Raw genomic sequence first — 11757 nt, forward strand, 5'->3', positions numbered from 1 at the left:
ACAGCCTAAATGTTGATCAGGGGATTCGCCTTCTCCGCGGCGCTGTTTGCGCTTGCGCCCGATGCAATGGCCGGCGAGCCGCAACCCGGCTTGTTTCGCCGGGCTTCCTGCACAGTCGTCCGGTATTATGTGGCAAAATATTCTGCTGCGGCCGCAGAGACATGGGCGCGGGCCCATGGCGCGACCGAGGCCGAGATCGAGGCCGCCCGCCGCTGCGTGAGCAATGCGCCGGCACCCACCCAAACGCCTGGTCAGGCCAAAACCCAGACATTCACGGCCGGCTGGGCAGGCCACTAGGCCGCCCCCAGGGAACCATTCGATCCTTGCCCGATTCGCTTCCACGGTTTAACCGGGCGGCATGGGAAAACGAATCGTTCCGCCGGAAGAACCGGCCGAAATCCATGATGTGCCGCTGCGCGAGGCGCTGGAAGAGCGCTATCTCGCCTATGCGCTCTCCACCATCATGCACCGCGCGCTGCCGGACGCACGCGACGGCCTGAAGCCGGTGCACCGCCGCATCCTCTACGGCATGCGGCTGCTCAGGCTCGACCCCGGCACGGCCTTCAAGAAATCCGCGAAGATCGTCGGCGACGTGATGGGCTCGTTCCATCCGCATGGCGACCAGGCGATCTACGACGCCATGGTGCGCCTCGCGCAGGATTTCTCCTCGCGCTATCCGCTGGTCGACGGCCAGGGCAATTTCGGCAATATCGACGGCGATAACCCCGCCGCCTACCGCTACACCGAAGCGCGCATGACCGACGTCGCGCGGCTTCTGCTCGACGGCATCGACGAGGACGGCGTCGAATTCCGCGCCAATTACGACGGCCAGTCGAAAGAGCCGGTCGTGCTGCCCGGCGGCTTTCCGAACCTGCTCGCCAACGGCGCGCAGGGCATCGCGGTCGGCATGGCGACCTCGATTCCGCCGCACAACGCCGCCGAGCTCTGTGACGCCGCGCTGCATCTGATCGAGAAGCCCGACGCGAAATCCAGGGCGTTGCTGAAGTGGGTGAAGGGTCCGGACTTCCCGACGGGCGGCATCTGCGTCGATTCCAAGCAGGCCATCGCGGAGGCCTATGCAACGGGCCGCGGCTCGTTCCGCGTCCGCGCGAGATGGCAGCAGGAAGAGGGCGCGCGCGGCACCTGGGTGATCGTCGTCACCGAGATCCCCTTCCTGGTGCAGAAGTCGCGCCTGATCGAGAAGATCGCCGAACTGCTGGACCAGAAGAAATTGCCGCTGGTCGGCGACATCAGGGACGAGTCGGCCGAAGACGTCCGCATCGTGATCGAGCCGAAGTCCAAGAATGTCGATCCCGCGCTGATGATGGAATCGCTATTCCGGCTGACCGAGCTCGAGAACAAGATTCCGCTGAACCTGAACGTGCTGATCAAGGGGCGCGTCCCCAAGGTGGTCGGCCTTGCGGAGGCCTTGCGCGAATGGCTCGACCATCTCCGCGACGTGCTGATCCGCCGCACCAAGCACCGTAAGGGCGAGATCGAGCACCGGCTCGAAATCCTCGGCGGTCTGCTGATCGCCTATCTCAACATCGACGAGGTGATCCGGATCATCCGCACCGAGGACGAGCCGAAGCCGGCCTTGATCAAGGCGTTCAAGCTCACCGAGTTGCAGGCCGACTCCATCCTCAACATGCGGCTGCGCAATCTGCGCAAGCTCGAAGAGATGGAGATCCGCACCGAGGACAAGGATCTGCGGAAGGAGCTGAAGGGCATCGAGGCCCTGCTGGCCTCCGAGCCTGAGCAGTGGAAGAAGGTCAGCGAGCAGGTTGCCAAGGTCCGCGACATGTTCGGGCCCAAGACGCCGCTCGGCAAGCGCCGCACCACCTTTGCCGACGCGCCCGAGCACGATCTCGCCGCGATCGAGGAGGCCTTCGTCGAGCGCGAGCCGGTGACCGTCGTCGTCTCCGACAAGGGCTGGATTCGCACCATGAAGGGGCACGTCGAGGATCTCTCGGGCCTCGCCTTCAAGCAGGACGACAAGCTCGGCTTCGCCTTCTTCGCGGAGACGACCTCGAAGCTGTTGCTGTTCGCGACCAACGGCAAGTTCTACTCGCTCGACGTCGCGAAGCTTCCGGGCGGCCGAGGTCACGGCGAGCCGATCCGCCTGTTCATCGACCTCGAGCAGGAAGCCGCGCCCGTCGCGCTGTTCGTCCACAAGGGCGGACGCAAATTCCTGGTCGCGAGCCACGAGGGCCAGGGCTTCGTCGTCAACGAGGATGATTGCGTCGGCACCACCAAGAAGGGCAAGCAGGTCCTCAACGTCGACATGCCGAACGAGGCGTGCGCGATCACCGAGGTGCTCGGCGACACCGTCGCGGTCATCGGCGACAACCGCAAGATGCTGGTCTTCCCGCTCGACCAGGTGCCGGAAATGGCACGCGGCCGCGGCGTTCGCCTGCAGAAGTACAAGGATGGCGGCCTTTCGGATATTGCCGTGTTCGACGCCAAGGCCGGCCTGACCTGGAAGGACTCCGCCGGTCGCGAATTCTCCGCGACCATGAAGGAGCTCGCCGAGTGGCAGGGCACCCGCGCCGACGCCGGCCGCCTGCCGCCGAAGGGTTTTCCGAAGTCGAACAAGTTCGGCAAGGTGATCGGGTAGGGTGGTGTGGTGTCCCGGACGCGCTGCAACGCCCTTCGCGTTGCTGCGCAGAGCCGGGATCCATGCCGCGCGGATTGCCTGGCGACCTGGGCCCCGGCTCAGCAGCGCACCGCCGAAGAAGCGCTGCGCTGCGTCCGGGGCACGAGATTGGTGCCCAACTGCATCCACATCGTCATTGCGAGCGCAGCGACGCGATCCAGAGTCTTTTCGCGGTGGCAGTCCGGATTGCGTCGCTGCGCTCGCAATGACGGGATGCGATGGAGTTGCGCTCCAACCCTGAAGTGCACATCCGCGCAAACGCGCGGCTGATAGCCGTGTGCGCATACGTGCTTCTGCCGTGTGGGCACGAACATTGCTTTTTGCTGGCGACCATAACCGTTTCGCCAAGGCAAGAAGAAACCAATGTTCAAACTCAAGTCTTTCATTCCCGCGCTGTTCGGCCTCGCGCTGGCCGCGGCGCCTGCGCATGCGGCGGGGAATCTCGTCGCGGTGCTCGAGGCGGAAATCGTCACGCTCGATCCGCATTTCTCCACAGCCTATATTTCGCGCACGTTTGGCTACATGGTGTTCGATACGCTGTTTGCGAAGGACTCCAAGGGCGACATCAAACCGCAGCTGGTGCAGGACTGGAAAGTCTCGCCCGATGGCCTGACCTACAGTTTCACCCTGCGCGATGGCCTGAAGTGGCATGATGGCCAGCCGGTCACCGCGGCCGATTGCGTGGCCTCGCTGCGCCGCTGGGGCACGCGCAGCGCGCTCGGCCGCCGCATCTTCGCGATCACCGCTTCGCTCGAGCCGACCGATGCCAAGACCTTCGTGCTGACGTTGAAGGAGCCGTCGGGTCTCGTCATCGATGCGCTCGGCAATCCGGTCAGCCCCGTCGCCTTCATGATGCCCGAGCGCATCGCCAAGACGCCCGGCGATCAGCGCATCACCGAGATCATCGGTTCCGGCCCGTTCGTCTATAGCAAGGCCGATCACCGCACCGGCGATCGCATGATCCTGAAGAAGTTCGCCGACTATGTGCCGCGCCCCGAGCCCGCCGACTTCCTCGCCGGCGGCAAGCGAGTCAATGTCGACACGCTGGAGATCCGCGTCATTCCCGACGGTGCGACCGCAGCCTCCGCGCTCCAGGCCGGCGAGATCGACTTCATGCAATACGCCCCGTTCGATCTGTTGCCGCAGCTGGAGAAGAACTCCCGCGTCAAGCTCGTCAACTTCACCGGCGGCAACATGTTCGCAGGCGCCTATCGTCTCAACGCCGCGTCGAAACCGTTCGACGATCCCGCGATCCGGCGCGTGCTGTGGAAGCTGGTCGATCAGCGCGAAGTGCTGGATGCGCTCGGGCTCGATGCCAAATACGCCACACCGTGCGCGACGTTCTTCACCTGCGGCACCACCTATGAAAGCAAGGCCGGCACCGAAGCGGCGGCAAAGCCGTCGATCGAAGCGGCGAAGGCCGCGCTGAAGGCGACCAAATATGCCGGCGAACCCGTCGTCGTCATGGAGGCCAACGATCTCGAAGCCCCGCGCGTCTCGGCGCAGGTGCTTGCGGAACGGCTGAAGGCTGCCGGCTTCAACGTCGATCTGCAGGTGATGGATTGGGCGAGCGTGCTGGCGCGCCGCGCCAAGAAGGAGGGCTGGAGCGTCTATGGCGTTCACGCCGGTGGCTTCGATCTGGGCTCGCCGCTGACCAATGTCATGGTTGCCTTCAACTGCGCCGACTTCACCGGCTGGCAATGCGATGCGCGCATCACGCCCTTGACGGAAGCCTTCGCCAAGGCGCCGGCCGAGGAGGACCGCAAGAAGATCGCGGGCGAGATCCAGGCCGTCATGTACGATCAGGCACCCGCGATTCCGTGGGGCCAGTTCGCCCAGCCGGCCGCCTATCGCGCGACCCTGCGCGGTCTGATACCGTCCGCCATCCCGGTGTTCTGGAACGTTGAGAAGTAACGCGATGTACGATGTCATTGTTGTCGGCGGCGGCTCCGCCGGCGCCGCTGTTGCGGCACGGCTGTCCGAGGATCCCGCACGGCGCGTCCTGCTGCTCGAAGCGGGGCGCGACTGGCGCGCCGATGAGGCACCCTGGGAAGTGCGGACGCCCAATCCCATTCCGATCATCCACAAGCGCGAATACCAGGAGAAATGGCAATGGCCTGACCTTCTGACGCGCCGGGTGGCGGGGCAGGAGCCTCGCTTCTACTGGCGCGGCAAGGGGCTCGGCGGCTCATCGATGATGAACGGCCAGATAGCCATCCGCGGCGTTGCGGACGCCTTCGACGAATGGGCGGCCAATGGCTGCACCGGCTGGTCTGCGAAGGAGGTGATGCCGCTGTTCTCCGTGATCGAGGACGATCTGGAATTCGGCGACGCCGAGGGCCACGGCCGCGGCGGGCCGTTGCCGGTCTATCGCGCGCCACCCGAAAAGTGGGGTCCGATCGATCGCGGCTTGCGCGATGCGGCGCTCGCGGCCGGGTATCCCTGGTGTGCCGATGTCAACGGCCCGGACGGCGAGGGTGTCGCCTGCTATCCCATCAACAGCCGCGACAGCCGGCGCATCACCACCAATGAGGGCTATCTCGAGCCCGCGCGCGGCCGCGCCAATCTGGAGATCCGCGGCCATGCGCTGGTCGATCGCGTGCTGATCAGCGACGGCCGCGCAACAGGCGTTCGCGTTCATGCCGAGGGGCAGGGCACAAGCGAGATCAGCGCGCGCCAGATCGTGCTCTGCGCCGGCGCCATTCACAGTCCGGCGATCCTGCTGCGCTCGGGCATCGGACCAGCCGAGGAGTTGCGGGCGATGGGGATCGCGGTCGCGCGCGATCTGCCGGTGGGGCGGCACTTCTTCGACCACCCGCTGTTTCGCGCCACGATCCAGCTCCGGGAGGAGCTTCGCCCCACCGATCCCGATACGCGCCACACCAATTGCTGCGTGACCTACTCCTCGGGCCTCGCCGATGGCGGCAAGCGCGACATGATCCTGATCGCGTTCAATCACCGCGGCATCGGGGTAGCAGGGGCGATTGGCGCCGGGCTGTTCAACGCCTATTCGCGCGGCACGCTCAAATTGGCCTCGACCGATCCCGCGATCGATCCCGTCGTCGAGGAGAACATGCTGGCCGATCCCCGCGACATGCTGCGGATGATGGATGCGGTGAAACGCCTCGCCGTCATCACCTCCCAGCCGGCGCTGTCGGGCATCGCCGACTGGATCCGGCTGACCGACACCGACCTGACGCTGCCGCAGGCAGCCAGCCTGCCGGATCACGAGCTCGACGCGGTGCTGCGTCGTGAGACCGGCGACATCCAGCACGCCGCCGGCAGCTGCCGCATGAGCGGCGTTGGCGATCCCGATGGCGTGGTCAACCCCGATGGCACGGTGAAGGGCATCGCAGGCTTGCGCGTCGCCGACGCCTCGATCATGCCGTCGGATTGCCGGGCCAACACGCATTTCACGACGGTGGTGATTGGGGAAGCGATCGCGCGGATGATGATGCGGTAGAGCGACAACAACGGTGTCATGCCCCGGCTCGACCGGGGCATCCAGTACGCCGCGGCCTTTCTTCTCAATCACGCCCGTCTCGGAGTACGGATCGCCCGGTCAAGCCGGGCGATGACACCGAGCGTGGGGCAAGCGGCTCCCACGTCATTGCGAGCCAACGGGTCCGCGCGAACCGCGGCCCGACGACAGGCTCCGCGAAGCAATCCAGGATCTTTCCGCGGAGACAGTCTGGATTGCTTCGCTGCGCTCGCAATGACGGAGCAAGCGGGGAGGCCATCGCTCTCCAGTTCACACTCAAACAGCGACCCTTGCATGTCCGCAAAGGCAATGTTCGGCGTTCAGATCATCTGGCCGCCTGATACTTCAATCCGTTGCCCCGTAACCCAGCGATTGTCCTCACTCAGCAGGCTGGCGACCATCGGCCCGATATCATCCGGCACACCAACGCGGCCCAGCGCAGTCATGCCGGCGAATTGCTTGTTCACGTCGGGATTATCACGCACCAGGCCGCCGCCAAAGTCGGTTTCGATCGCGCCGGGCGCAACGCTGTTGACGCGGATGCCACGCGGCCCAAGTTCCCTGGCCATGCAGACCGCCATCATGTCAGCGGCGGCTTTCGCCATGGTGTAGACGGCGAAGCCCGGATAGGTGACGCGCGTCAGGCCACTGCCGATGGTGACGATCGAGCCACCGTCGGCCATCAGGGGCAACAAGGCCTGGGTGAGGAAGAATACGCCTTTGACATGCAGGTTCATCTGCTGATCGAACTGAGCCTCGGTGGTCTCGCCGAGCGGGGCGAAGAGGCCGTCGCCGGCATTGTGCACGAGGTAGTCGAAGCTCTCGCGACCAAATTTCTCCTTCAGCGTCTGGCCCAGTCTTCGCGCGAAGGAGGGAAATTTGGCGACGTCGGCGCTGTCCAATTGAAAGGCCACGGCCCGGCGTCCCAGCGCCTCGATCTCGGAAACGGCGCTCTCCGCGAGGTCCGAACGGCTTCGGTATGTGATGATGACATCGCTGCCCTTGCGCGCGATGTTGACGGCCATGTTGCGGCCAAGGCCGCGGCTCGCACCGGTGACGATTGCAATTTTTGTCATGTGATGTCTCCTTCGTTTGACACGGCGAAGGTGGCAGACACCGCGGCATTCGAGTTGCCGGATCCTTGAGCCTTCTTGCCTAATCCTCCAAATGACCGCGAGTGTCGCTCGGGCCGGGCCGTCGCTGCGTTGAACGATCAATTCACATGCCCAAAGTTGGAGCAGTCCGGCCATGTCCGGTTGCCGGAGCCCGCGGCTGGTATAAATTCGTGGAATGACAACGACCTTGCTCGAAACTGTTCGCCGCTATGCGGACTTGCATTCCGACCAAAACGGCACGGCCAGGACGCCAATCCCGGGCCTTACGGCCATACGGGCGCTGACGCAGGGCCAGCTTCAATACGCGATCAACCGGCCGCTCGTTGCGCTCGTCCTGCAGGGCCGTAAACGCGTGACAATGGGATCTCACAGCTTCGATTTCGGCGCGGGGGAGTCGCTCTTGATCTCGGCGGATGTGCCGACTGTCAGCCAGATTACCCGCGCCAGCGTAAAGGCCCCATATTTTTCCCTGGTCGTTGAGCTCGACCCGGCGGTGATCGCGAGTCTGATCGTGGAGATGAACCTTGCTCCCGAGCAGCAAGGCATTCCCGTGCGCGTCGATCCGACCGAATCGGAGGTCGCCGATGCCGCGCTCCGCTTGATGCGGCTGCTCGAGCGTCCGTCTTCTTTGCCGGTTCTGCGATCTCAGTTCGTTCGCGAAATTCACTATTGGCTGCTGGCGGGGCGACACGGCGCGGCAATAAGGGCCCTCGGGGTCGCCGACAGCCATGCGCAACGTATCGCGCGCGCCGTCGCGATCATTCGTTCCGAATATGCAAAGCCGCTGCGCATCGAACGCCTGGCGGAAGCGGCTGCCATGAGTCCTTCCTCGTTTCACCAGCACTTCCGCGCGATTACATCACTCAGTCCCTTGCAATTTCAGAAGCAGCTGCGGCTCATTGAGGCGCGTAGGATGATGTTGTCGGAGGGCTCTGACGTGAGCAGCGCGGCCTTCGGAGTAGGTTACGAAAGCGTCTCGCAATTCACGAGAGAATATGGGCGCTTGTTCGGGCTGTCGCCTGCCAAGGATATCAAGGCCGCGCTCGGTCAACTGGACACCGCAGCCTGACGCTAAGCCGGATCATCGACCACCCGGGACATGCAAGGTAACGGCGCTCTCCTCTCCCTAGATCATTCCCGCCAACCTTAGCGTCACGCCCGCGGCACAGCTGCCGGCGAGCACCGTCAGCATGCCCAGCTTGAACCGGAAGATCGCCGTCGCCGCCGCGATCGCCAGCACCAGCGCGGGAATGTCCACGCTCGTCAGCACCGGCATGTCGAAGTTCAGCGGAAACGCATGTACCGGAATGGTCTCGCGAAACAGCGTGTGCAGCGCGAACCAGATCGAGAGGTTGAGGATCACGCCGACGACGGCGGCGGTGATCGCGCTGAGCGCGCCGGCAAGGCCCGCGTTGCCGCGCAGGCGCTCGATATAGGGCGCGCCGACGAAGATCCAGAGGAAGCAGGGTGTGAAGGTGACCCAGGTCGCGAGCAGTCCGCCGAGCGTCGCTGCCAGCATCGGCGACAGGCCGCCGGGATCGCGGTAGGCCGCCATGAAGCCCACGAACTGGAGCACCATGATCAGCGGGCCCGGCGTGGTCTCGGCCATGCCGAGGCCGTCGAGCATCTCGTGCGGCTTCAGCCAGTGATAGTGCTCGACCGCCTGCTGGGCGACGTAGGCCAGAACGGCGTAGGCGCCGCCGAAGGTGACCAGCGCCATCTTCGAGAAGAACAGCGCGATCTGGCTGAACACATTGGCCTGTCCGACGAACAACAGCAGCGCGATCACCGGGACAAGCCAGAGCGCGAGCCACAGTGCGCCGACGCGAATCGCGCGCGCCGCGTTGGGGCGGACATGATCGGGCACGGCATCGCCGAGCATGCTGTCGATCACGGCGCCGCTGCCGCCAGGACCGTGACCGGCCGACGCGAACTCCGGCCGGCCCCTGCGCGCGCCGACATAGCCGATCAGGCCGGCGGCGATGATGATGATCGGGAAGGGGACTGCAAAGAAGAAGATCGCGACGAAGGCCGCGGCGGCGAGCGCGACCATAATGCGGTTCTTCAGCGCGCGCTTGCCGACGCGCACCACGGCCTCGACCACGATGGCGAGCACGGCGGCCTTGAGGCCGAAGAACAGTGCCTCGACGACGCTGACATTGCCGAATGCGGCATAGATGTAGCTGAGCCCCATGATGGCGATGATGCCGGGCAGGATGAACAGCCCTCCCGCCATCAGGCCGCCGGCGGTGCGATGCATCAGCCAGCCGACATAGGTCGCGAGCTGCTGCGCCTCAGGTCCCGGCAGCAGCATGCAGTAGTTCAGCGCATGCAGGAACCGGCCTTCCGAGATCCACTTCTTCTCCTCGACCAGGATGCGGTGCATCACCGCGATCTGGCCCGCGGGCCCGCCAAAGCTGAGGCAGGCGACGCGGAGCCAGACGCGAAAGGCCTCGTTGAAGCTGACGCCGTGACCGGCGTCAGCTTCTGCCTGAACGTTACGGATGTCCATCTACGCCTTCACCTTGTTGGTCGGCCAGTTGTGCGTCTCGGTGGTGGCGTCGCGGCACCAGCGGTAGAAGGCATCGTAGAGCGTCATGCCGGCCTCGAGCTGTTCGAGGTCGTCGTCGTACATCCGGGACAACCCGAGCGAGGCCGCGAGCAGGCCCGGTGCCTCCGGCGCCAGGTCCGGCCGCGCGGTGTCGGCGCCGCGCACCAGCGTCGCGAGGCGAAGCAGGGCCGGCGTTGCGATCCCGAACTCCTCGATCATCACGTCGAAGGTACAGAGCTCGCCACGGTGGCTCCAGAACACGTTCTCGATGTCGAAGGGGGCGGCACCAAAGCGCTCGCCGACGGCGACCACCTCGGATGGCGCGACATAGAGGAACGCCGCATTGGGATCGACGAAGCGGCGGATCAGCCACGGGCAGGCGATGCGGTCGACCTTCGGTCGCGCCCGCGTGACCCAGACGGTGCGTCCCTTGGCATCGCGTGGCGGCAGCTTGCGGGCGTCGACCAGCGGCAGCTTGGCCGCCTTCCAGCCCTCGAAGCCGCCCTCCAGGGTCTCGGCCTCGACGCCGAGCTGGCGCAGCCAGGCCGCGGTGCCCTGGGCGAGCTTCTCGCCGCGGAAGCAGGAGACGACGGCGCGGCGGCCGGCGAAGGTGCCGCCCCAGTCCGTCACATTGTCGTGGCTGAGCTTGATGGAGCCGGGGATCAGCCGCCGGTCGGCGGCAAAATCCTCCTCGGTGCGCACATCGATCAGTGCAGGCGCGTTCGCCGTGCCGATCAGCCGTGCCATTTTGTCAGACGAAATGGTCGTGAATGTAGACATGATGCGTCCTCGCAAGAAACGAACGGGACGCGATGCTTGGGCCTGTCGCCTCGTGGGGAGATCGCTCAAATCCCCATGGCCCAGATTACAGCGAAACTAAGTAGCACTGTCAATCCGCGGGACGATTGGACCTTAGAAAATTGGTGCCCGCCGTCTATATTGCGCGCCGGCAGACCTGAATCTTCCGGAGAATTCGATGCATTCCCATTCCATCGAACAATGGACCCATGACCACGCCTTCCTGGGCGAGAAGCACGACGAGAACGAGCGCCGCACCTGGTTCGTGGTCGTCCTGACCCTGATCATGATGGTCGGCGAGATCGTGGCAGGCTCGTTGTTCGGCTCGATGGCGCTTCTAGCCGACGGCTGGCACATGGGCACGCATGCGGCGGCGCTCGGCATTGCCGCCTTCGCCTATCGTTTCGCGCGCCGCCACCTGGGGAATGCGCATTTTACCTTCGGCACCGGCAAGTTCGGCGACCTCGCCGCCTTCGCCAGCGCGATCATCCTGGGCCTGATCGCAGTCGAGATCGCCTATGAGAGCGTGCTGCGGCTGTTCACGCCGGTGCCGATCGTCTACGGCGAGGCCATGGCCGTGGCTGCCCTCGGCTTGTGCGTCAATCTCGCCAGCGTGTGGCTGCTGCGCGATAGCCACGACCATCACCATCACGACCATGGCCATGCGCATGACGACCACGACGATCATGACCACGATCATCACGGCCATCATCACCATCACCACGACAACAACCTTCGCGCGGCCTATGTCCATGTCATGACCGATGCGGCAACCTCTGTGCTGGCGATCGCAGCGCTCGCCGTCGCCATGTATTCAGGCTGGGTCTGGGCCGATCCGGCGGTGGGCCTGATCGGCAGCGTCGTGATCGCGAGCTGGGCGTTCGGCCTGATCAAGTCATCGGGGGCGGTGCTCCTCGACGTGCGCGCCGACGAGAAGCTGGAGCGGGTGATCCGAGCCCGCATGGAGGTCGGCGACGATCGCGTGACCGACCTCCATCTCTGGCAGGTCGGCCCCGGCCATTGCGCCGTGCTGCTGTCGGTGGTGTCGGACCAGCCGAAGCAGCCGGCCGTCTACAAGCGGCGGCTCGCGGGGCTGAAGGGCCTCAGCCACGTCACGGTTGAGGTCGAGACCTGCCCGCATTGACGGGCCGCGCGA

10 protein-coding genes are annotated in these 11757 nt (G+C 65.1%); 6 read left to right on the forward strand and 4 right to left on the reverse strand.

The features are described from left to right. Positions 1-9: 9 nt before the first annotated feature. The gene (locus XH96_RS39150; protein ID WP_246790119.1) at positions 10-297 is read left to right on the forward strand and encodes a hypothetical protein; all 288 of its coding nucleotides are present in this window, start codon (positions 10-12) and stop codon (positions 295-297) included. A 61-nt stretch (positions 298-358) separates the two neighbouring features. Further along, on the forward strand, positions 359-2617 hold the full coding sequence (parC, locus tag XH96_RS17670; protein ID WP_194393572.1) for a DNA topoisomerase IV subunit A: 2259 nt from the start codon (positions 359-361) through the stop codon (positions 2615-2617). 98 nt (positions 2618-2715) lie between these two features. Here parC and XH96_RS17675 read toward each other — a convergent pair whose 3' ends face one another. Continuing rightward, complete coding sequence (locus tag XH96_RS17675) at positions 2716-3033, reverse strand: hypothetical protein (RefSeq protein ID WP_194393573.1); 318 nt, start codon at positions 3031-3033, stop codon at positions 2716-2718. On the opposite strand from XH96_RS17675, the gene XH96_RS17680 reads away from it, so the two are divergent. Further along, positions 3020-4570, forward strand: a complete 1551-nt coding sequence (locus XH96_RS17680) for an ABC transporter substrate-binding protein (RefSeq protein ID WP_194393575.1) — start codon at positions 3020-3022, stop codon at positions 4568-4570. The two genes, XH96_RS17675 and XH96_RS17680, sit on opposite strands and share 14 nt — an antisense overlap. 4 nt (positions 4571-4574) lie before the next feature. Continuing rightward, entirely contained in the window at positions 4575-6119 is a 1545-nt protein-coding gene (locus XH96_RS17685) for a GMC family oxidoreductase (RefSeq protein ID WP_194393576.1), read from the forward strand. A 338-nt stretch (positions 6120-6457) separates the two neighbouring features. On the opposite strand, the gene XH96_RS17690 is transcribed toward XH96_RS17685, so the two are convergent. After that, positions 6458-7213: an SDR family NAD(P)-dependent oxidoreductase gene (locus XH96_RS17690; RefSeq protein WP_194393577.1), complete on the reverse strand. Its 756-nt coding sequence runs from the start codon at positions 7211-7213 to the stop codon at positions 6458-6460. A gap of 214 nt (positions 7214-7427) precedes the next feature. Here XH96_RS17690 and XH96_RS17695 point away from each other — a divergent pair, with 214 nt between their 5' ends. Continuing rightward, positions 7428-8321 (forward strand): AraC family transcriptional regulator, encoded by an 894-nt coding sequence (locus XH96_RS17695; protein ID WP_194393579.1) that lies wholly within the window; start codon positions 7428-7430, stop codon positions 8319-8321. A 57-nt stretch (positions 8322-8378) separates the two neighbouring features. On the opposite strand, the gene chrA is transcribed toward XH96_RS17695, so the two are convergent. Together chrA and XH96_RS17705 are read right to left on the reverse strand one after the other, a co-directional pair. Beyond that, the gene (chrA, locus tag XH96_RS17700) at positions 8379-9764 is read right to left on the reverse strand and encodes a chromate efflux transporter (protein ID WP_194393580.1); all 1386 of its coding nucleotides are present in this window, start codon (positions 9762-9764) and stop codon (positions 8379-8381) included. Beyond that, positions 9765-10583 (reverse strand): chromate resistance protein ChrB domain-containing protein, encoded by an 819-nt coding sequence (locus tag XH96_RS17705; protein ID WP_194393581.1) that lies wholly within the window; start codon positions 10581-10583, stop codon positions 9765-9767. A 196-nt stretch (positions 10584-10779) separates the two neighbouring features. On the opposite strand from XH96_RS17705, the gene dmeF reads away from it, so the two are divergent. Beyond that, the gene (gene dmeF, locus XH96_RS17710) at positions 10780-11745 is read left to right on the forward strand and encodes a CDF family Co(II)/Ni(II) efflux transporter DmeF (RefSeq protein ID WP_194393582.1); all 966 of its coding nucleotides are present in this window, start codon (positions 10780-10782) and stop codon (positions 11743-11745) included. Positions 11746-11757 lie beyond the last annotated feature (12 nt).

This window comes from Bradyrhizobium sp. CCBAU 51765 (assembly GCF_015291725.1).
Taxonomy (GTDB): Bacteria; Pseudomonadota; Alphaproteobacteria; order Rhizobiales; family Xanthobacteraceae; genus Bradyrhizobium; species Bradyrhizobium liaoningense.

Excerpts from the sequence above, each read along its gene's own strand:
- XH96_RS17695 (WP_194393579.1), top strand. The coding sequence starts at position 7,428 with ATGACAACGACCTTGCTCGAAACTGTTCGCCGCTATGCGGACTTGCAT.
- parC (WP_194393572.1), top strand. The coding sequence starts at position 359 with ATGGGAAAACGAATCGTTCCGCCGGAAGAACCGGCCGAAATCCATGAT.
- XH96_RS17685 (WP_194393576.1), top strand. The coding sequence starts at position 4,575 with ATGTACGATGTCATTGTTGTCGGCGGCGGCTCCGCCGGCGCCGCTGTT.
- chrA (WP_194393580.1), bottom strand. The coding sequence starts at position 9,764 with ATGGACATCCGTAACGTTCAGGCAGAAGCTGACGCCGGTCACGGCGTC.
- dmeF (WP_194393582.1), top strand. The coding sequence starts at position 10,780 with ATGCATTCCCATTCCATCGAACAATGGACCCATGACCACGCCTTCCTG.
- XH96_RS39150 (WP_246790119.1), top strand. The coding sequence starts at position 10 with ATGTTGATCAGGGGATTCGCCTTCTCCGCGGCGCTGTTTGCGCTTGCG.
- XH96_RS17690 (WP_194393577.1), bottom strand. The coding sequence starts at position 7,213 with ATGACAAAAATTGCAATCGTCACCGGTGCGAGCCGCGGCCTTGGCCGC.
- XH96_RS17680 (WP_194393575.1), top strand. The coding sequence starts at position 3,020 with ATGTTCAAACTCAAGTCTTTCATTCCCGCGCTGTTCGGCCTCGCGCTG.
- XH96_RS17705 (WP_194393581.1), bottom strand. The coding sequence starts at position 10,583 with ATGTCTACATTCACGACCATTTCGTCTGACAAAATGGCACGGCTGATC.